This window comes from Vibrio sp. 2130-1, assembly GCF_033339515.1.
In genome coordinates this window covers 431,182-452,867 of the sequence record NZ_JAWOUT010000002.1, presented here as the reverse complement: position 1 = coordinate 452,867, position 21,686 = coordinate 431,182, and the positions used below count along the sequence as shown (strand labels likewise).

Sequence of the window (21,686 nt, the reverse complement as noted above, 5' to 3'; positions counted from 1 at the left end):
TTCCTCAATAGGCTTTTGCTAAGTAATTCATATCATGCAGAAAGATTCAGGGATGTAGGGATAAAGAATGAAAACAGCAAAGCTCGGTGCACTAATATTATTGTCTCAGTTTGCACTCGTGGGTTGCGTGACGGTGAAAGAAGATGGAAGCCCTGTCGTTAAAGCCGATCCTGTGGCAATGGCAGAATCACGTATCGCACTTGGCTTAGGTTATTTAAACGGCGGTAACATGATTCGCGCGCATGATAACTTACAACAAGCCTTAAACCACGCACCTCAATACTATCGCGCGCAATTATCTATGGCTCACTACTACGAAACGGTTGGTGAAGATATTAAAGCCGAACAGATGTATAAACGCTCTCTACGCCAACATACTAAAAACGGAAATGTGCTCAATAACTACGGTACTTTTCTTTGCAAGCGAGGTGACTTCGAAAAAGCCGATCAGATGTTTAATCGAGCCATTGAGCAGCCTTATTACTACCTTATTCCAGCGAGCTATGAGAATGCAGCTTTTTGTGCTCTAAAATCACAAGATAAAGACAAAGCGAGATACTACTTTACTAGAGCTATCGATCATGATCCCCATAGACCAAAATCGATTTTGCAACTCGCTAAAATAGAAATTGATAGCGGTGATTATACTGAAGCTAGAATTCGATTAATGAGATTCAATCAAATGTATGGCGTGAAGAAGCCCTCTTTGCAACTCATGATTCAACTTGAACGTGCAGCAGGCAATGAAGCTCTCGAGAAAAAGTATCAAAAACAATTGGAAAAATTTTCTTAGTACAAAATAGCGATACATAAGGCGCATTAGCTCACAGCCGATACAGCGCTTGACCAAGAATCCAGTGAATTCAGACTCACGGTGATACATTCATCCTGTACATAAACGTCAAATTCGGTACTATTTGAACGGAATAAGTGACCAAGTCACATTATAAAAAGTGCGCACACAACGAAATTTGTACATCATACTGTTTTTAAGATTGATTTCGGCACATTGATAAATACTAAATATTACTGACATGTACCAGAAGGAAGTTGAAGCCGGATGAAACCTGCCTGCACTCTGTTATTACTCACTTTGCTGAGTTCACCTTTTGTCGTCAGTGCACAAGAAAATATTGAGAAAACATTCACATTTGGCATTGTGTCCAATAAAGCCCAAAGCAAAATCAAAAAAGCGACGCCCCTTACTCAGTATGTAACTGAAAATATGGCTGAATATGGTTACGCAAAAGGGGCGGTAAAGGTATTTAAAAATTATCGTCAGCTCGCGGTTGCGCTTGAAAATGGCACCGTTCAAATTGCAACGGCGACCCCCTTTAATGCGATGACCTTAGAAAAGGAGTCTAATAGCCAAGTTCTTGCTATACGATGGAAAAAAGGCCTGCAAAAATATCATACGGTGTTCTTTACTAATAAAGAGAGTGGCATTGAGTCACTTTCTGACCTGCGCGGAAAAACGGTTGTTTTCGAAAAGCGCACGTCTACCAGCAGCTATTACCTACCTGCGATTACATTGCTGAACCACGGAGAAAAACTGCAATACCTTCCCTCTCCTGATGACAAACCGGCCAAAGACAGTATTGGTTATTTATTCCTTGATGAGCAACTCGCTCAGTCAAATGAAATCAACCTATCTGTATGGGTATATAAACAGAGAGTTGCAGCAGGAGCATTCAGTAACTTCAACTGGAACAATCCCAAAGATTTGCCAGAGAACATGAAAGACAAACTAGCGATTTTTTCTCGTTCTGTTGAAATACCCAGGGATTTAATTCTCGCTTCTCCAAGCATGAGCCTAGAGCAACAGCGTAAAATCACGTCCATACTCCTTGATATGGATACAACTCACGAAGGCTCTCTCGCACTTAAAAAGTTTCAGAACACCAAAAAATTCAGCGCGCTTACTCCAGAAATGCGAGCCTCCTTAAGTACAGTGCGCAAGTCAGTTCACTTGTTACCGAAGGTGGATTGATGTTTCAAAAGCTCTCACTCGAAACCAAATACATTTGCTCGACAATGTTCGTTGTCTTGTTTGTTGTGGTGATAAATCTTGCGTTATACATGCACGGTTACGATGCATATTCAAATAGCTTAACTCAACAAATCACGAACAACTCTCAAGAAAAAACAGAATCTTACGTTAAGCAAAAAGGGTTGGTTTATGCAGAGCTATTATCAAAACAGCTTTTTGATCCACTCTATACAGACAATATCAGTCAAGCGTATGAGCAAATTAAGGCAACATTGAGCCAGCCAGATGTCTCGAAAATACATGTTGTTGACAATGAAGGGCTAATCTTTCACGACGGCACTACTCAGCTAAGGATGTTTGCCCAACCTCATTACCGCTCTCCTTTTATTTTGAAAGCAATAGAAGAATCCAGAACTCTCGTTTCCTTTTCCAAGCATCAGTTGGAGATCGCAGCGCCGATTCAGCAATCAAACATAACTCTTGGGGCGGTATATCTTGAGCTTAACTTGATACATCTACTGGAAGAGAAAGAACAGAACATTGAACAAGTCCAAGCGATTACCTCAAACGATAAACAGAAGATGTTTAACTTGCTGCTAACGATCAGTGGGATATCCGTTCTATTCGGTAGCATCATCGCTTATGCTTTGGGGCGGTCGTTAACTAAGCCACTCAAGCAACTAAAAGATCAATTTTCAGAGTCAAATACCCAAGCGCTGCCAGTCACCGACATACAAAGCAAAGATGAAGTGGGAGAACTTATTTCGGCGTACAACAAAATGTCAAACAAAGTGAACCGATACACCAGCCGAGTTGAGTTCATGGCGTACCACGATATTCTGACTTCCCTGCCAAACCGAGAAAAGTTACTCATTGATATTCAAACGCAAATAACTGACCACAAATCCCCCTCACTCGCGGTTGTGTTTATTGACTTGGATGACTTTAAGCACATTAACGATAACTATGGACATAACATTGGGGATAAATTGCTAGGCCATCTTGCCTCAGAGCTTCAAGGCCGTTTGCCGAGTTATTTTAAGCCGCTTTACCGCCTTTCTACCATCGTAAGTCGAGTAGGTGCGGATGAATTTGTACTGGCCTTTCCGTGCTCGGACAATCATGAAGCTAGAGAAAAAGCGAACGATATTCATCGCCAACTACTCTCTCCCTTTAGTTTGGAAGAGAACGATATTCAAATTACGGCAAGCCTCGGAATTGCTGTGTATCCAGAATTTGGTTCAAACGCTGAGTCTCTTTTACAGCTTTCCTCTCTTGCGGCGCAGGAATCTAAAAGACGCGGTAAAGACATTATGACGATATACGATTCCACGTTTGATGAAACGATTAAACAACGTTTATACATAGAACGAGAACTGCGTCGTTCAGTACGTGACTTGTCTCAATTCGAGCTGTGGTATCAACCACAATTTGATCTAAAAACCTATCGCCTAATTGGGGTCGAAGCATTGGTTAGGTGGAATCATCCCGAGAAAGGCTATATCAGTCCAGAATCGTTTATCCCGATCGCAGAGCAAAGTGATTTAATATTGGAGCTTGGAGAACATATCATTGAGACGGCAATTGCTCAGCGGGCAATGTGGGCAGAACATTTCGGTACGGATTTTCACATCGCATTAAACTTGTCCCCAAGACAAATCTATCGCCAAGATTTAAGTCAATTATTTTCTAAGTATTTACGACGACATGATGTCGCCCCTCAAACCATTCATGTTGAAGTGACAGAGTCACTTTTTATTGATGATACAGAGAAAGCTCAATATGTGCTTAAAAAACTACAAAGTATCGGAGTGGAAGTTTGGCTAGATGACTTTGGTACGGGGTATTCAGCCCTTGCCTACCTACAACATATGGCTTTTGACGGGCTCAAGATTGATCGTTCATTTATCGCTCAAATCCGAAAAAGCGATCAAGACGATTCATTAGTTCGCGCGATTGTATCCATGGCTCACAACCTAAGAATGAAAGTAGTAGCCGAAGGCGTAGAAACTCAAACTCAACTCACACGAATGGAGTCTCTCCACTGTGACGTCGTACAAGGTTTTTTCTTAGGTAGACCTGTACCTGCCGAGGAATTGATTGCATTTGAATACCAACGAGGGAGTGGCGCTCAAAGCGTCAATCACTTTGCTTAGAACGCCGTTTTGTTAACTATTGCCGCTTAGCGCGTTAGTACTCGTAATGCAATATCGGTCACACTTCCCCCACCTCATTAATATGAATTTTCTCTTAAAATCTAACATCTGAGATAAATAAACTACACTTTTCATATCAACTTCTTGGATATGGAAATGCGCGTGGTAGGAATCTTTTCTTGGAACAACCTGTCGGTAAAACAAAAGCTATTTGGGTTGGTTTTGCTGCCAATTTTATTGTTGCTTGTCCTCGCGGGTAAACATGTACAAAGCCTTTCTATCCAGGCTCAGGAACTACAAAAAGCACAGTTATTCTCTGTCTACATAGACCGCGTATCTTCGCTTTATCACCTACCGAATAACCCTGATGTAATAGATAAGCAACTAAAAACTCAGCAGATATCTCAATTGTTACGCGACACTGCAGCACCAGTATTCGGTGAAAACGCTGAGATACTAAACCAGTTGACAAGCTTTGAGGAAGCAACCCTCTCGATGCTCTCTTCGCAAAATCAAGAAGAAAAGTTAGATGCGGCAGAGTGGCGCGCTGATACGTTCAAAGAAATCCTCATGAGCTTAGACAAAGTCTATTTTAGAAATGTGAGTTATGAAACAAACACTCACCTTTCTTCTTTGATGCAACTTGAATGGTTGATGTTTTGGTCCACTGAAGAGCATAGATTAAGCGAATATTTGATTCGATCTTCAGAGGAAAATAACGAGTATGACCTCACAACACAGGCTTCTATCCAATCTTTAATCCAGAACCAACAACTATTTCTAGAGCGTTTTGTGACGCTAAATGCCAATCAACAACAAGTAGATCTGCTCATTGAGACGTTTACGGGTGAAGTCTTTATCAAAAGCCAAGAGTTTCGTGCTTATTTATTGCAACCAGCTCAACTCAAATCATTAACCCCGGATGAGATTGATGCGGGGTTATCTGCACTCAACAAACGCTTATCGTTATTACAAAGTGTTGACGACAAAATGGAACAGCAGCTGAGTGATGATATATCAAAGACAATCAACACGACGACACAGCACCGCTTTACCTTTATCGCAATGATGAGCCTTTTAACGCTGTTGGTCGTAAGTTTAACGCTAAGATTGGTGCGAAAAGTTACTGGAAACTTGAATCTAGTCCTCAAATTTCTCAGTAACGAAAGCAATGAACAAAGTAACACTGAAAATTCACCTCTTGCTCAACTAATAAAGGGTAAAGACGAGCTGAGTAAGTTTGCTCGAGAGGTAAAAAAGCTTAGTGATGAGCGGATGTTGTCCAGACTAAAGCTCACACAAGCTAAAGAAGATGCAGAACAAGCAAAAGATGATGCAATTAAGGCGAGTAAAGCCAAAAGTAGCTTTTTGGCCAACATGTCCCACGAGATCCGCACGCCGCTAAATGGCGTTATTGGTATCTCTGAAGTCTTATCCGATACTTCCCTGACTGCCACACAACGCGATTACGTCGATACGATTGAAACCTCCTCCCAACTGCTTTTGAGTTTAATTAATGACGTTCTAGACTTCTCAAAAATTGAATCTGGGATGTTGCTCATTAGCCCACATTCAACTTGTGTTCGAGAGTCTATCTATGACATTGCTTCTATCATTTCACCGAAAGCAAAGGAAAAAGGCATCGATGTGCAAGTCAACATTAGCCGTAACACGCCTTACCACGTAATGTTGGATGACCATCGTATACGCCAAGTTGTCATGAACTTCATGTCTAACGCGGTAAAATTTACCGAACAAGGCAGTGTAGAGCTATCGGTCATCACCCGCGAAATAAAAAATGGTGAAGCGGTCATCGAGTTTTCCGTTAAAGATTCTGGGATTGGTATTGATGCCCAGCAGCAAAAGAAAATATTTGCTCCATTTGCCCAAGAGGATAACTCTACTACCCGACAATTTGGGGGAACTGGACTTGGGCTTGCCATTAGCACGCAATTAGTTGAGCTAATGGGTGGAGAAATTCAACTTGAATCCGAGAAAGGTAAAGGCAGTCGCTTCTTCTTTGAACTAACTGCTCCTGTTGTGACGCAAGAGTTTAACGCTTATCACGCTCTGAATCACAACGACATATGGATTGTATGCAGCAGTACTCAACTAGAACAAAAACTGCGTAACGAGTTAAGTTTTTTCAACATCAATATAACACAGTCAGTAGATACCTTAAGTGCGTTGCCAACGTGGATTGATAACGAGCGCGTTATCGTTATTCATGTAGAAGCATCACCAAATGCAGCGGCGATGCATATCGATGAGATAGAAAGCCTTTGTAAACGAAACATTCGTGTCTGCCTCATCAAGCACCTTCATAGCCCACAATTCGACTTTAGAAACAGTATCAGCGCCTTGGTCACTCAGCCACTACTAGGGCAGCGCTTAATTAAAGCACTTGAAAGTTGTGCGGCAAATTTCTCGCACGCACAACAAGAGAGCACTTCAGCGCAACATGTTAAATCTCTGCCGAAAATTTTGGTCGTTGATGACAATACGGTCAATCAAAAAATCGCGGGGCTACACGTCACAAAAGCTGGCTTCGACTTTGATGTCGCTGTAAACGGACAAGAAGCGGTTGAGAAATTTCAACAGAATCAATACAGCCTAATTTTAATGGACTGCATGATGCCCGTAATGGATGGATTTGAAGCCACCCAAATAATTCGTCAAATAGAAGTAAAAGAAAAACGCGCTTTCAGAATTCCGATTATTGCTCTAACGGCAAGTGTGGTCGATGACGATATACAAAAATGCTTTGACGTTGGAATGGATGACTATGTGCCCAAACCGTTTAAAGCAGGGTTGCTTAAAGAGAAGTTAGATAAGGCAATTGGGTTACGTGTTTCCAACACAACGCCTGCTGAACCACACCAAGAGAACACCACCCCCGATAAAACTCATGAACTACCTGCAAGTTCTGAGCAACCAGAAGCAACGGTAACGCCTATTCGCTCCGAACGCATCTTGCTTGTCGAAGATAATAGAGTGAACCAGAAAGTGGCTTCTCTATTGCTATCTAAAGCAGGCTATCAATTCGAAGTCGCAGAAAACGGACAAATTGCAGTCGAAATGTTCCAAAAAGATGGAAAGTTTGATGTTATTTTGATGGATTGCATGATGCCCATAATGGATGGGTTTGAAGCTTCTAGGCAAATTAGAGCTTATGAAGCGAGTAAAGGATTAGCTAAGACGCCCATTATCGCATTAACAGCAAGCGTCGTTGATGATGATATTCAACGCTGCTTTGATTCAGGAATGGATGCCTACGTACCAAAGCCTGTGCGCAAAGAAAAACTGTTGTATCAAATTGAACAAGCAATGTAGGTGGATTCTATGAGTAGAAATCATTCTCGCGTTGCTTTTCCTTTGCGTTACATAAAACGCTATCTGTTTATTCTGATTGCCCTTCTTTCATTAAATTGCCAAGCTCTCGCTGCAGAGAGCTACGCCGTTTTCTCATTTAATGACGAATTCTCTCCGCTCACTGTCAATAAAGCGCGAAAGTTGTACAGAGGGAAGACGCAACTTTTACAAGGCCAGCGAATTGAACTCTCTGACTGGCCTGCGACATCAACAGAAAGAGCTGAGTTCTATCGTTATCTTCTCAACAAAAATTTAGCGCAAATGAACGCGCATTGGGCAAGCTTGTCTTTTTCAGGTAAAGCTAGACCGCCAAAAGTGATTGCACGCTCCAGCATTGATGACCTCATAGCATGGATGCAAGAGAAGCCGAATAGAATTGGTTATGCCCCAACATCGAGCGTCCCTAGTAATGCTCATGTTTTATGTGTGGTTAGCTCGGAGAATTGATATGAAAAAATATTTAACCATGTTATCGCTGAGTATCGCGACCTTTCCGAGCTCAGCCACGATTGAACTAACAGAACAACTTTCTTTAAGTGGTTTTGGCTCTACTTCGTGGGCAAAATCCGATAACCCAACTACGTTACTAGTTAACCGCTTTATTGGCGATGAATCTTGTTTCGATTGCGATACCACTTTCGGCATGCAGCTCGATTATTTTCACAAGGCATTTCGGGCATCCGCACAAGTCGTAAAGCGCCCGCAAGACCATTGGAGCTCGCCTCAGCTCGAGTGGGCGTATTTGGCTTATACCTATCAAAACATAGAAATACGAGGAGGACGCTTAAGACTGCCACTGTTTTTGATGTCTGAGTACAACTATGTCGGCCACGCTTTTACCCAAGCCCGCCCACCGAATGAGGTATATGACAGCATTCTAGGTATCACGGCTTATAACGGCCTATCTGCACGCTGGATTCATGACCTCAATGAGCAAGTCGTACTTACTGCCATGCCGTTTGTCGGGTTTAAAGACAATAGTGACGTAACCATCAATGAACGTACTGAATTGGAAATTGAGTCAAACAATACTGCAGGGATGAACTTAACGCTAAGCGGAGAGAGCTATCGTTGGAATTTTTCCTACCTCCACGGCGATTATGATCAAACAACGACGCTCTCTAACATTGAGCAGTCCACTCCCGGTGGCGGAACCACAATCATTGACCGTCTAGTTGAAACAGAAAAAAACAACACGATCGATCTGTTCTCTCTAGGGTTAAGATACGAGCTCGATAACATTGTGATTATGGCAGAAGGACAGACCAGCAACCTTTCCTCATCTTGGTACGCGACAACAAGTTATAATGTAAACAAGCTGACTCCTTATATTGTTTACGGTCAGCAGTTTAATAGTTGGGATAAAAAAAGTGGAGACAGTTTCTTACTCGGGTTGAGATACGACCTAGATTACAACGTTTCCCTGAATGCAGATTGGCAAAGGTTCAACGCCTACAATAATAGCTCTGGCGCGTTTTCATCAGCCCCAAAGGATGACAGTGCGAGCCTTTATACGCTAATGCTCAACTTCGTTTTTTAATGTTTCTTACAGTACCAATTTCCACAACACTGGGGGCTGTTGTATTAAGAAGGCTTTTTGCAACACGTAACTAAACGCTAAACGACTGGAAGGGATAGAATCGATCAGATAGGTAAGTGGCAATCCAAACAGAGACAAAGGTTACTCTATTTCGGTTTGTTTTGATTGCCTTTTAACCGCTTTTCTTTGCGTCGCAGTGCCCGGAAAAACTTTGACTCTTCGTGGTACCAACCAAGGACACTAATTGGGAAGCCCACGAGCATCATAATAAAAACATCCGCAGGGAGTTGTTCCCAAATGTCGCTTAAAGAATGCAGCTCTCCAAAAATGAACAAACCGATGACTTTACCAAGCAGTAATGCACAACAAATCATAAAGAAGGACTTTAATATATAGTGCCATTTGCCTTTTTTACGCTCTTCTCTCCAATAGGCATACTTATATTGTCGGTCGTACATTCATCCCCCTAAAGTAAACTTGCCGTAAGTTTAAGTATCTCGATAGCGTAAAGTGCGTTGGCACCTCTTTAATCATAGTGCGTATCTAAAGTGAATGCTTGTCGTGGCAATAAGAAGGAGAGGTATTCTGTAGTAAGAGCTACATAATCTCTGAACGTTATATGTCTTGTGTAATTCGGATGATGCCTGATTTTGCTTATCGCTAGTGTTTTCTGAACACCCAAATCGGGCCGATGAGTAGAAACTGTAAATCCTCAAAAAACGACGGTTTTTTACCTTCAATCTTGTGACCGATAAATTGCAATATCCACAATACGCCAAACAAGAGCATAGAAATATGCAGAACGGGCAACATCAATACCTCTAGAGACCAAATAAGGCCAATGCACGCTAATGTGTAGCCGATCATCATCATGAATACGCTCAGAGACAAACGAAAATAGAAAACCCAAGTGGGGATCACCGCTACCCAAACCCAATTAAGTTCGAAGCCTAATAATGAAATCTGGGGAATCGACCAAATAAGTCCAACCACAGAAAGGTAAATACCTGGAACTGCGATTGTGTGAATCTTTTGGTTGATAGGGTTTTGGTGACTCTCCCCGTATTCTTTTAGCCATTCAGATAATGCACGCATATCATTCCCCTTTTCCACCTTCTTATTCTTATATAGCCCGAGGATGAAAAAGGTGCGAATTTTTCCGTAAAGGCTACGAGCAACGAGCGACAAAACAACAGAGGCCAGTGCGTTGCCGATTACTCACCAAGCAACGCTCGTTGTGCTTTCGGCAGCTTGGCAACGACAAGAGCATAAGAGCGTTCACACAAGTCTTGAATCAACCCATCCTCGACATCACCGTTAAAATAAACCGTTATCCAATGACGCTTATTTAAGTGATAACCCGGGATAATGTCCGTAAACTGCGACGTTAAGACTTCTCCATCTTCTGGTTTTACTTTTACGCTGACATACTCCCGACCGTTTCTCTCTGCAATGATGGCAAACATCTTGCCTTTGATTTTGTAAACAACCGCTTCAGGCCCAAATGGGAAATCGCTTTCTGCACACATGAAGGTACTTAAGTATTGTTCTAGTTCTTTGCTTTTCATATCCCCTACCTCCTTCTGCATTCTCACTCAAATTGTGGCAATAGCAATTTTAACGCCTGGTTAACCTGCTCTTTTTCATTGCCTTCTAAACCATGCAATAACGATTGCTGAACGTCTACATGCTCCAAAATTAGCTTGTCAATTAAGGTTAAGCCTTGCTCTGTTAGTTCAACGGTGACGCTACGTCGGTCTTCTTTACTATGGGTTCTGGTAATAAACCCTTTCTTCTCTAGTTTATCTAAGCGATTAGTCATCGCACCCGAAGTGAGCATCATCGACTCTATTAACGCTGAGGGAGTAAGACAATATGGTGAACCAGCTCGACGCAGTGTCGCTAACACATCAAATTCACCCATTTTCAGATCGTACTTCTTATGTAGCTCGGCGACCCTAGATTCCATGTGTTTTGCAATTCGCATTAGTCGACCCATTATTGCCATCGGTTTAGTGTCGAGGTCTGGCTTCTCCCTAGCCCACTGCTCTACCACTCTATCAATTGCATCCATTATTTCTCTCCAAACATCATATATTTTTTATTTTAACATAAAGATACTTTACAAAAAGCCACCTTGCCGATATCGTTACATTTAATTATCTCTACATAAAGATATTTAACATGAACATTTTACTTGCGATGATTCCTGCCTTTTTTTGGGGGACGACTTACGCTGTTACTCAGTTTACTCTACCGGACTGGCCTCCCGTTTTACTTGGCGCTCTAAGGGCACTGCCTGCGGGTCTTTTGTTGCTGGCAATAAAGCCCTCGTTTCCAAAAAGAAGTGAGTGGAAAGTGCTGCTTGTTTTAGGAACCATCAACATCGCTTGCTTCTTTGGTCTCATTTTTGTCATGGCGTTGACGCTTCCTTCTGCCATCTCTGGTGTTGGTATGGTTTCGGTCCCCGTTTTTGCGATGCTGTTTGGTTGGGCGGTCTACAAACGTCAGCCTAGTGGCATTCAAGCGATAAGCGGCGCAACTTTGATTGCTTTAGCTTGGTTCTTATTTGATCCTAGCTCTATTTCTCTCGAACCCGTGGGCTTACTTGCGATGATCTCCGCCATTATGTGCATCGTGATAGGAAGTAGCGTAACAAAGTCACTAGGTACAAAAATGCACTGGTGGACAGTGCTAACATGGCAGCTCATTTTGGGTGGCGTGATTATGTCTATCGCAACAAGTGTGCTGGCGATAAACAATCCAGAGCCATATGTTACGGTCGTTCAGGACGTATCCATGACGAATATTCTAGGGTTACTGTGGGTAATTATTCTGAACACCGCATTAGGGTATGGCATGTATGTATGGTTATTACAGCGGATGTCGGTCGTAGATTTTACCTTTGGTGGTATTGCAAACCCAGTCGCAGGCATTGTTTCGGGCCTACTGCTATTGGGGGAAACGTTCACTCCTCTGCAATACAGCTTAATGCTGGGAATGATCGTAATGTCATTACTACCTCAGCTCATTACGTCAATCAAAACGAAAAGAGCCGCACTCTCCTCCTAAGTAACGTTAATTCCTAACACTCTAGGAGTAATGAGAGTGTTAGGAATCCTCAAGCGTGAGCCCACCAGCAGAAATCAGCGCTCACCTAGGCAAATGACACCTTTAAAGCGGGATGTTATGACGTTATGGCTGTTAAGCGCTTGCAAGGTTAGTCAGGGGCTCAGGTTTAGCGTAAACATAACCTTGAATAAGGTAAATCGCATGCTGAGCCAGGTATTCGACTTGAGCCTGGCTCTCTACGCCTTCTGCAATCATCTCACATTCTGCTTTGTTCGCTGCAGACACAATTGAGTCCAGCACTTTCAATTTTTGGTCGTCAGATCCTATTGGATCAATGAACATCTTATCCACTTTTACACACCGGATGCCCAAATCTTGTAGGTAAGAAAAGCCACCATATCCGGTACCAAAATCGTCAATTTTGAACTTGTAGCCTTTATTCGTTAAATACAAAATCTCTTTTTTCGCGGCCTCAGTGTCTTTTACTGGTATTCTCTCGGTCAATTCAAAATGAATTCTATTCGAGATTGGCCAATTTAACTCCGACAGCAACTTCGTTAATACACCTGACTCTAAATGGGAGGAAACAATATTGATACTGACCCACGTATGCTCGGGTAAGTCACTTAAGTCTTGTATGATTTTACGAATAAGCTGATTCGTCATCGGAATAATCAGGCCACTTTCTTCTGCAGCACCAATAAACATATTTGGTGGCACCATTCCATCACGTCGCGACCATCGAATCAGAGCTTCATATCCTACTGTCTTACCATCGCGACTATCGACAATCGCCTGGTAGTAAGGAATAAATTCTGCATTACTAATCCCATTTTCAATTAGACCTGTAATGGATTTTCTCAAGCCTTTACCAGATATGTATGCAAAGGCAGTCACAAGACCTGCAAGCACACTTACAAGACCGCCCCACAAAAGTACTCTTTCCTGAGCATAATTTTTAAGTTTTTCACCGCTGTATATCTTGATGAGCATGTTGGCTTGAGACTCTCCTGAAAAGAAAAACTCTTTTGATAGTGCGTTTTCTTCTCCTGCAATGTTCGCTTTGCCACGGCTTATCGTTAAATCACCAAATATTGGTTCATCATACTTAAACTCTACAAATAGGCAGTCTTTGCAAGGCGTTTTTATTACCTCGTTAACCCAACTGTTATCAAGCACCCAGAAGACTTCAACGTGTTCATTATCATAAATGACCATCCACTCTATTTGGTCATTCTGTTGCGGCAAAATAAGTGATGCGAAAAAGTTCTCATCCATCTGAAATCGTTCACTACTAAATGGGCGAGACACTTCACTACCAACCGTGGAACACGTTTTTCCGCCTTCTGTGGTCATCGCAATAAAACGAATGTAACGGTTATAAAAACGTGAGTCGCGTAAAGTTCTTACATCACTATCACTACAAGTAAAATCTAACTGAGCAATCTGCTTCACTATTGCTCCGTCCAAATAGGCAGACCTTTGATTTAAATAATCTACGTAAGCATCTATTTTCGACGCTTTTACCGAGTTGACGTAAAAGTTGGTTATCGAATGAAAGGCCACTACAAATATGGCGATGGGAACTAAGCCGAGTAAAATGGCATACCTTGTATTCTTTGTTATCAAAGTTCGTCCTGATAATCTGTCAAGCAACCTAAGTGGGATATGAATACTATCTCATTTTTATAGTCCAAAAAGTGAGGAATGACGCTCAATAAAATTATAGACTCAAGTGGCTTTCAGATGTCGGGATTTAGAATGTGAGCACCAAACCACATTCGAGGAGAACAAAGTAGCGACTAAGTGAAAAGTAAGAACGAGCCCAACTGTTAAGTCATCCGTAATAAAAGTGACAACTTGGATCTTGAGCAATACTTTTTAGATAGGCAGCAGATACGCTAAAAAACAAAAAGGAAACGATTGATGCCAACCGCTTCCTTTATTTGTTATTGCTATTTAAAAGTGCGTGAATTACGCCACTTCAAGAATCACTTTTTCCAACTTATCTAGGCCTTCACTAAGCACTTCAGGCTCAATGGTTAGCGGCGGCAACAAGCGAATCACGTTCGCTTTTACTCCACAAGAAAGCAGGATAAGGCCGTTTTCTTGCGCTTTAGAAATCACCGCTTTGGTCATCTCTTGCAGTGGTTTGCCTGATTCTGGGTCAGTAAACTCAATCGCCATCATTGCACCAGTAGTGCGGATTTCACCGATAGCAGGTACTGACTGTTGCAGCTTAGTCATTCGTGCATTGACCACTTCACCGATGCCCATCGCTTTGGCACACAAGTCTTCTTCTTCGATGATTTTCAGCACTTCAAGACCAGCAACACAACCAAGTGGAGAGCCAGCATAAGTACCACCTAAACCACCCGGCAGCGCAGAGTCCATTACCTCCGCTTTACCAACCACCGCTGAGATCGGGAAACCACCAGCAATGCCTTTCGCCATTGTCATTAGGTCTGGTTCAATGCCTAGGTATTCTGTGGCAAACATTTTACCGGTACGAGCAAAACCCGTTTGGATTTCATCAGCAATCAGCATGATACCGTGCTTATCACACAGCTGACGTAAGCCTTGTGCAAACGCTTCAGGTGCTTTGTAAAAACCGCCTTCACCTTGCACTGGCTCGAAGATGATCGCCGCAACGCGTGAAGGTTCGATATCGCAAGCAAATAGATCGTCGATCGCTTGTAAGCTTTGCTCAACGCTAATGCCGTGGAACGCATTTGGGTACGGCGCGTGGTAGATTTCGTTCGGGAAAGGACCAAAGCCCGCTTTGTACGGCGCAACTTTACCAGTTAACCCCATCGTCATGTTAGTACGACCGTGAAAGCCGCCTTTAAACGCTATCACGCCGCTACGACCTGTATGAGCGCGTGCCACTTTTACGGCATTTTCGACCGCCTCGGCGCCAGTAGTAAGAAAGATCGCTTTCTTCTTAGTCTCACCTGGTGCAAGTTCTGTCAGCTTTTCAGCCAGCTCAACGAATGACGCGTACGGCGTAACCATCGCGCAGGTGTGCGAAAAGTTATCCAACTGAGCTTTGACCGCTTCGCTAATGCGCTTGTGAGAATGCCCGGTGTTAGTTACCGCGATACCCGCTGCAAAGTCGATGTATTTGTTGCCTTCGATATCCCATACGTAAGCGTTTTCTGCTTTCTCGACGTAAAGTGGGTACAATGCGCCCATACCTTGAGCGATAACTTGGCTTCTTCTTTCGTGTAGTTGTTGGTTTGTCATTGTTTTGTCCTTAATTAGTTGCCGCCAAAGCAGAGATATTTCACGTCCATGTATTCATCGATACCTTGTTTTGCTCCTTCACGTCCGATACCGGACTGCTTAACACCACCGAAAGGAGCCACTTCAGTAGAGATCATACCTTCGTTAATGCCGACCATGCCGTATTCGAGCGCTTCTGCGATTTTCCAAACACGGTGAATGTTTTGGCTGTAGAAATACGACGCGAGGCCGTAAATGGTGTCGTTCGCCATTTCGATCAGCTGTGCGTCACTGTCAAAACGAATCACTGGTGCGACAGGACCAAAGATTTCCTCAGAGACAATCTTCATGTCGTGAGTAACGTCTTTGAGAACCACTGGCTGCATAAATAGACCATCGAGCTTTTTAAGTTCTGAAACCGGCTTCGCGCCTTGCTCGATAGCACCATCGATCAACGCTTGAATGCCTTGCTTCGCTGACTCGCTGATCACTGGACCAATGTTGACCCCCTCTTCCAATCCGTTACCAACTTTGAGCTGCTGAACCGCAGCGTCAAACTTAGCAACGAACTCGTCATACACTTTGCTGTGTACGTAGAAACGGTTCGCACAAACACACGTTTGGCCTGCGTTACGGAACTTCGACGCCATCGCACCCGCCACGGCTGCATCAATGTCGGCATCATCGAATACGATAAACGGCGCGTTGCCACCGAGCTCCATTGAGGTACGTTTAATGTCCGCCGCGCTTTGCTGCATCAGCACACTACCAACTTGGGTAGAGCCAGTGAAAGACAACTTGCGAATCAACGGATGCGAAGTGAAGATAGCACCGACCTGACGGGAGTTTTCCCCCAATACCACTTGCAGCACATCGCGAGGGATACCCGCTTGATAGGCAAGCTCTGCGACCGCAAACGCAGACAGCGGCGTAGATTCAGATGGTTTTACGACAAAGCTACAGCCTGCCGCTAAAGCTGGCCCTGCTTTGCGCGTGATCATCGCAATTGGGAAGTTCCACGGTGTAATCGCACAGGCGACACCAATTGGCTGTTTGATGGTCACCAAACGCTTGTCTGCACTTGGGGCAGGAATCGTCTCACCGTAGGTACGTTTCGCTTCTTCAGCAAACCATTCGATAAAGCTCGCACCGTAAAGCACTTCACCTTGAGCTTCCGCTAGCGGCTTACCTTGCTCTAACGTCATCAAACGGCCAAGGTCGGCTTTGTTTTCTAACAGGAGTTGGAACCAACGATTGAGCATGCCAGCACGCATTTTTGCTGGCAGTGCCGCCCACTCTTTCTGCGCCACACTGGCACGTTCAATGCCATTTAAAATGTCGTTTTCGGTTGAGACTGGTGCGTACCCGAGGAGTTCTCCGGTCGCCGGATTAGTCACTGCAATGCCCTGTTGTGGATTCGCTACCATAAACGAAACAAGGCTTTGGTTTTGTATCTGTTGCATGGTCATTCCTTTTGACAACTCATCATCGCCGCTAAGCCAGCGGCGAGTTTATGTTTAAGCAGGGATCTGCTGCGTAATACAGTGAATGTTCCCTCCGCCGAGTAGAACCTCTCTCGACGGTATCGCGATGATTTGGTATTCCGGCATCGCGTTTTGCAAAATATCGATCGCCATAGCGTCGGTCTCTTCGTCCAACATCGGTAAGAACACATGGCCGTTGACGATAAGAAAGTTCGCATAAGAGGCACTTAGGCGTTCGCCAGCTTGTCGACTCATTCCTGAACTGGCGTCAATGCCATTGGCTTCGCGCTCGCTATAATGCAACGGACCCGGTAATGGCAAACGGACAATTTCAATATCGCGTCCTTTCGCATCGTGCTGAGATTTCAGTACTTGTTCCGCTTGACGAGATAACGCGTATTGCGGATCGCTTGGGTCATCGGTCCAACTTAGTACCACTTTACCCGGTGCGATAACGTGCATCAGGTTGTCGATATGGCCGTCTGTTTCGTCATTGAATAAACCATTTGGCAACCAAATGACTTTTTCGATACCGAGATACGCCTTTAACTGCTCTTCAATTTGCGCTTTGCTCAACTGTGGATTTCGCCCCGGACTAAGTAAGCACTCTTCTGTGGTGTAAAGGGTGCCTTCACCATCGGTGTGAATCGCCCCACCTTCAAGTACAAACGGTGCGCGGTAATGATCAATACCGATGATGTCGCACACCGAACCAGCGACAAGATCGTCCTGCTGCCAGTTGTCGTAAAGGCCGTTGTATTCGCCGCCCCACGCGTTGAATTGCCAACTAATCCCACGGCGCTCGCCCGCTTGGTTAACAAGCACGGTCGGCCCGATGTCTCGCATCCACGCATCGTTAAATGGGATTTCCACCAAACGTACATCTGAGTGAAGCATTTGACGCGCTCGGTCAAAGTTGTGCGAGCACACCGCCACACACACTTTGGTCACTTCCGCGATTAAGTTCGCGATTCTGGCGAAGGTTTCTTGCGCGGGTAATGCGTCATCACGCCAATTGTCTTTCCTTTCTGGCCACGCTAGCCAAACTTCACTAACCGGCTGAAACTCAGCCGGAAAATAGAAGCCATCCTGCGCTGGTGTTGTCGATGACTTCATTTTAACGCCTCTTTAAACGGCCAGTTTGCCAACGCTGGTGTAAAGGTCTGGACGACGGTCGCGGAACAAGCCCCACGCGTGACGCGCTTTCGCTGTCGTAGCTAGGTCGATTTCTGCGTAAATGATGGTTTCACCTTGACGCGGTGCTTCGGCAATTTTTGCACCAGTGTGGTCAGTGATAAAAGAAGAGCCATAGAACGTCGTCTCGATACCATCATCGACTTCAGTGCCCACTCGGTTTGACGCAATCACTGGAACGAGGTTTGCTGCCGAGTGACCTTGCATTGTACGTTGCCAGTGGTCACGTGAATCCAGTGTCGGATCTTGAGGCTCAGAACCGATTGCAGTTGGGTAAAAAATCGCTTCCGCGCCGTGCAGAGCCAAGCTGCGCGCAAGCTCTGGGAACCATTGGTCCCAACAAATGCCAGCACCGAACTTACCGAACTTGGTTTGCCACACTTTGAAACCGGTATCGCCAGGGCTAAAATAGTACTTTTCGCTGTAGCCCGGGCCATCAGGAATGTGTGACTTGCGGTAGTTATCTAGTACCGTACCATCGGCATCAATCATCACTAGCGAGTTAAAAAACGTGTTGCCCGCTTTTTCAAAGTAACTGACTGGAATAACGACGCCGAGCTCTTTAGCCAACGCACTCATCTCTTTAATAAGACGACAATTCTCCGTTTCTTCTGCAAGCTCGAAATACTTTGCTTCCTGTTTTTTGCAGAAGTAAGGCGCAGCGAACAGCTCTTGCGGAAGAATCACGTTCGCACCGTTTTGTGCTGCTTCACGAATCGCCTTTTTTGCTTTGGCTAGGTTATCTTCCAGATCCCAGCTTTTCGTCAGTTGAAGGGCTGCAAATTTCACCACTTTGCTCATTGGATATTCCTTATCTCTTAAATCGCCAGTTTGTCACGTAGGTTGTAGTAAGCCGCGCCCATTGCCGTAAACGGAATTTGGAAGTGGCGGCCACCCGGGAAGGAGTAATGTTTCAGTGCAGCAAACGCGTCGAAACGTTCAGCGTGTCCGGTCAGAGCTTCGGCCAGCAACTTACCTGCTAGGTGAGTACACGTTACACCGTGACCGCTGTAGCCTTGTAGGTAGTAAATGTTGTCTGCAAACGAGCCAAATTGCGGCATGCGTGAGTAAGTCAGCAAGAAGTTACCTGTCCAGGTGTAATCAATCTTGATGCCTTTCAATTGTGGGAAGACTTTCTCCATCTTCGGACGAATCAATGCTTCAATGTTTTCTGGGTCACGTGCGCCGTAAACCACGCCACCTCCGAACAACAAACGCTTGTCGGCGGTTAAGCGGAAGTAGTCAAGCAAGTAGTTACAGTCCTCAACGCAGTAGTCACTGGTCAGCACTTGTTTTAGCTGCTCATCACTCAAAGGCTGAGTCGCCACCACTTGTGTGCCACACGGAATCGCTTTGTTGCTGATGTTTGGTGCCAAACCACCAAGGTAGGCGTTACCTGCCAGTACCACGTACTTGCTCTTCACGCTGCCTTTCGCCGTTTTCACTACTGGGTTAATCCCTTTGTCAATCGACACGACCGCCGACTGCTCAAAGATTTGACCACCTAGAGACGTAAACGCAGCAGCTTCACCCAATGCCAGTTTAAGCGGGTGAATGTGACCACCGCGCATATCCAGTAAGCCGCCAGTGTATACTTTAGTGCCTACCGCTTGTTCTACCTCTCCTGCGTCAAGCAGAGTCAGTTGGTCGTTGCCGTAACGCTCCCAGTTCTTCTTATGTTCTTCTAGCCCTTTGAGTTGTTTACTGTTCAGTGCCGTGAACAAGCCGCCTTGCTTGTAATCACAGTTGATGTCGTATTTGTCGATCAGGCCACGGATGATATCGCCGCCTTCAAAAATCATATCGCACAGAGCTTTAGCTTGGTTTTGGTCGTAACGGCTTTCAATCACGTCAACATCTCGGCTGTAGCTGTTAACGATTTGGCCACCGTTACGACCAGTTGCTCCAAAGCCCACTTTTGCGCTTTCTAGCACAACGACTTTAAAACCTTTTTCTGCAAGGTGTAGTGCAGAAGAAAGACCAGAAAATCCCGCACCGACTACACACACATCGCACTCGATGTCGTTTTGCAACTGTGGGTATTCCGGCATGTTTGGCACAGAGTGCGCGTAGAACGAATCCGTATGCTTGTTCATAGAACTATTCCTTTATTTATCGTAATCGTCAGCAGGCTTAAGGATGGAGGCGAATCCAAGTGGTTTTGGTTTCGGTGAATTTTTCAATCGCGTGGAGAGACTTGTCTCGACCGTTTCCGCTCATTTTGAATCCACCAAATGGAACCGTCATGTCACCTTCGTTGTAGTTGTTAACCCAAACCGAGCCGGCTTGCAGTCGTTTTGCTACGCGATGAACGCGGTTGATATTGCTACTCCAGAGTGCCGCGCCTAAGCCGTACTTCGAATCGTTAGCGATCTCGATTGCTTGCGCTTCGTCTTTGAATGGAATGACACACAGCACCGGACCAAAAATTTCCTCTTGGGCGACACGCATCTTGTTGTCGACATTGTCTAAAATGGTTGGGGAAACAAATGCACCTTGCCCATCGACATCGCCGCCACAACGTACGTTTGCACCTTCTGATTCACCTAACGAGATGTATTCCAACACTTTTGATTTATGATCTTGATCGATAAGCGCTCCCATGGATGAACTTGGGTCCATTGGGTCTTTTGGCGTGAACGCTTTCGACGCTTGAATAACTTTTTCTAAGAACTGATCTTTGATGCTTTCGTGAACAAGCAGGCGGGTTGCCGCGACGCACACCTCACCTTGGTTGTAGAAACACCCTGCGGCGGTTTCTGCTGCTGCGCGATCTAAATCATCACAATCTTCAAACACGATGTTCGCGTTCTTGCCGCCCGCTTCTGCAAACACGCGCTTTAGGTTGCTCTCACCCGATCTGACCATCAGTTGGCCTGCAATACGCGTCGAGCCTGTGAAGGCGATGCAGTCTACGTCTTGGTGTTTCGCCAGCGCGTCGCCAGCTTCATGACCAAAACCCGTAACGACTTGGAAAACGCCTGTTGGTAAGCCCGCTTGAGAAGCAAGTTGACCTAGAAATATCGCGGTGAGAGAAGATTTTTCTGACGGTTTTAGAATCACGCTGTTACCAGCGGCTAAAGCAGGACCAAGCTTCCAGCACGCAAGCCAAAGGGGGAAGTTCCACGGTACAACCGCAGCAACCACACCAATTGGTTGATGAGAAATAAAAGCGTGTACATCTTTTTCGGTTGGGGCAACTTCGCCGTATACTTTGTCGATTGCTTCTGCGTACCAGCGTAATGCACTCGCCGCGCCAGGAATATCGGTAGAGAAGCTGTGAGAGATAGGCTTACCGGTATCAAGCGTTTCTAGCAGAGCCAATTCTTCTTGGTTTTGATCAATCAAGTCAGCAAACTGTTTAAGCACTGCTTTGCGATGAGCTGGGCTGCTCTCGCTCCACTGACCGGATTGAAATGCTTGGCGAGCGTATGAAACCGCGAGATCAACATCTTCATTTTGGCAACGGGCGATTTCGGTGAATATCTCATCTGTTGCTGGGTTAACTACCGGGATGGTTTGCCCTGTTAAAGCGGCACTGTATTCACCGTTAATGTACGCCCTGTTTTCGATGTTTAGATTGTTTTTTAGTTCAATCCATTGCTCTTGGGTTTTCATACGCTCTCCTTGTGATCACACAAGGCAAGCCCCCA

General features: G+C 44.8%; 18 protein-coding genes. 7 read left to right on the top strand and 11 right to left on the bottom strand.

Translation table 11 applies throughout. The features are described from left to right. Nucleotides 1-67: 67 nt before the first annotated feature. From pilW to R7Q09_RS04595, 6 genes are all read left to right on the top strand, one after another. The gene (gene pilW / locus R7Q09_RS04620) at nucleotides 68-793 is read left to right on the top strand and encodes a type IV pilus biogenesis/stability protein PilW (protein ID WP_025766722.1); all 726 of its coding nucleotides are present in this window, start codon (nucleotides 68-70) and stop codon (nucleotides 791-793) included. A 267-nt stretch (nucleotides 794-1,060) separates the two neighbouring features. Then, the gene (locus R7Q09_RS04615; RefSeq protein WP_025766723.1) at nucleotides 1,061-1,990 is read left to right on the top strand and encodes a phosphate/phosphite/phosphonate ABC transporter substrate-binding protein; all 930 of its coding nucleotides are present in this window, start codon (nucleotides 1,061-1,063) and stop codon (nucleotides 1,988-1,990) included. Beyond that, nucleotides 1,990-4,146 carry a GGDEF domain-containing phosphodiesterase gene (locus tag R7Q09_RS04610; RefSeq protein ID WP_025766724.1) on the top strand — a complete coding sequence of 719 codons (2,157 nt, stop codon included), beginning with the start codon at nucleotides 1,990-1,992 and terminating at the stop codon, nucleotides 4,144-4,146. Before R7Q09_RS04615 ends, R7Q09_RS04610 begins: the two co-directional genes overlap by 1 nt. 156 nt (nucleotides 4,147-4,302) lie before the next feature. Further along, a complete protein-coding gene (locus tag R7Q09_RS04605; RefSeq protein ID WP_080276910.1) occupies nucleotides 4,303-7,479 on the top strand; it encodes a response regulator in 3,177 nt (1,058 codons plus the stop codon). Between the two features lie 9 nt (nucleotides 7,480-7,488). After that, nucleotides 7,489-7,965 carry a hypothetical protein gene (locus R7Q09_RS04600; protein WP_017633987.1) on the top strand — a complete coding sequence of 159 codons (477 nt, stop codon included), beginning with the start codon at nucleotides 7,489-7,491 and terminating at the stop codon, nucleotides 7,963-7,965. Nucleotide 7,966: 1 nt separating this feature from the next. Further along, complete coding sequence (locus R7Q09_RS04595; RefSeq protein ID WP_318070545.1) at nucleotides 7,967-9,058, top strand: sulfate ABC transporter permease; 1,092 nt, start codon at nucleotides 7,967-7,969, stop codon at nucleotides 9,056-9,058. Nucleotides 9,059-9,204: 146 nt separating this feature from the next. Here R7Q09_RS04595 and R7Q09_RS04590 read toward each other — a convergent pair whose 3' ends face one another. The 4 genes from R7Q09_RS04590 to R7Q09_RS04575 all read right to left on the bottom strand — a co-directional run bounded on the left by R7Q09_RS04590 (nucleotide 9,205) and on the right by R7Q09_RS04575 (nucleotide 11,132). Then, nucleotides 9,205-9,516, bottom strand: a complete 312-nt coding sequence (locus R7Q09_RS04590) for a hypothetical protein (RefSeq protein ID WP_005377799.1) — start codon at nucleotides 9,514-9,516, stop codon at nucleotides 9,205-9,207. A 202-nt stretch (nucleotides 9,517-9,718) separates the two neighbouring features. After that, the gene (locus tag R7Q09_RS04585; protein ID WP_005377800.1) at nucleotides 9,719-10,153 is read right to left on the bottom strand and encodes a DUF962 domain-containing protein; all 435 of its coding nucleotides are present in this window, start codon (nucleotides 10,151-10,153) and stop codon (nucleotides 9,719-9,721) included. A gap of 119 nt (nucleotides 10,154-10,272) precedes the next feature. After that, nucleotides 10,273-10,626 (bottom strand): MmcQ/YjbR family DNA-binding protein, encoded by a 354-nt coding sequence (locus tag R7Q09_RS04580; protein WP_005377801.1) that lies wholly within the window; start codon nucleotides 10,624-10,626, stop codon nucleotides 10,273-10,275. Nucleotides 10,627-10,649: 23 nt separating this feature from the next. Then, a complete protein-coding gene (locus tag R7Q09_RS04575; RefSeq protein WP_318070544.1) occupies nucleotides 10,650-11,132 on the bottom strand; it encodes a MarR family transcriptional regulator in 483 nt (160 codons plus the stop codon). Nucleotides 11,133-11,242: 110 nt separating this feature from the next. Between R7Q09_RS04575 and R7Q09_RS04570 the strand changes: the two genes are divergently transcribed. After that, nucleotides 11,243-12,130, top strand: coding sequence for a DMT family transporter (locus R7Q09_RS04570; protein WP_064353868.1), 888 nt, complete (start codon nucleotides 11,243-11,245; stop codon nucleotides 12,128-12,130). A gap of 132 nt (nucleotides 12,131-12,262) precedes the next feature. Here the strand turns inward: R7Q09_RS04570 and R7Q09_RS04565 are convergent, their stop codons facing one another. From R7Q09_RS04565 to R7Q09_RS04535, 7 genes are all read right to left on the bottom strand, one after another. Continuing rightward, nucleotides 12,263-13,759 carry an EAL domain-containing protein gene (locus R7Q09_RS04565; protein WP_250156188.1) on the bottom strand — a complete coding sequence of 499 codons (1,497 nt, stop codon included), beginning with the start codon at nucleotides 13,757-13,759 and terminating at the stop codon, nucleotides 12,263-12,265. A gap of 345 nt (nucleotides 13,760-14,104) precedes the next feature. Next, on the bottom strand, nucleotides 14,105-15,376 hold the full coding sequence (gene gabT, locus R7Q09_RS04560) for a 4-aminobutyrate--2-oxoglutarate transaminase (RefSeq protein WP_318070543.1): 1,272 nt from the start codon (nucleotides 15,374-15,376) through the stop codon (nucleotides 14,105-14,107). A 14-nt stretch (nucleotides 15,377-15,390) separates the two neighbouring features. Then, complete coding sequence (locus R7Q09_RS04555) at nucleotides 15,391-16,818, bottom strand: NAD-dependent succinate-semialdehyde dehydrogenase (RefSeq protein ID WP_198556797.1); 1,428 nt, start codon at nucleotides 16,816-16,818, stop codon at nucleotides 15,391-15,393. Nucleotides 16,819-16,872: 54 nt separating this feature from the next. Beyond that, nucleotides 16,873-17,955: an agmatine deiminase gene (gene aguA / locus R7Q09_RS04550; protein WP_318070542.1), complete on the bottom strand. Its 1,083-nt coding sequence runs from the start codon at nucleotides 17,953-17,955 to the stop codon at nucleotides 16,873-16,875. Nucleotides 17,956-17,967: 12 nt separating this feature from the next. After that, nucleotides 17,968-18,834, bottom strand: coding sequence for an N-carbamoylputrescine amidase (gene aguB, locus R7Q09_RS04545; RefSeq protein ID WP_047100674.1), 867 nt, complete (start codon nucleotides 18,832-18,834; stop codon nucleotides 17,968-17,970). A 17-nt stretch (nucleotides 18,835-18,851) separates the two neighbouring features. Beyond that, nucleotides 18,852-20,129, bottom strand: coding sequence for an NAD(P)/FAD-dependent oxidoreductase (locus R7Q09_RS04540; RefSeq protein WP_005377810.1), 1,278 nt, complete (start codon nucleotides 20,127-20,129; stop codon nucleotides 18,852-18,854). A 37-nt stretch (nucleotides 20,130-20,166) separates the two neighbouring features. After that, on the bottom strand, nucleotides 20,167-21,651 hold the full coding sequence (locus tag R7Q09_RS04535) for an aldehyde dehydrogenase (RefSeq protein WP_005377812.1): 1,485 nt from the start codon (nucleotides 21,649-21,651) through the stop codon (nucleotides 20,167-20,169). Nucleotides 21,652-21,686 lie beyond the last annotated feature (35 nt).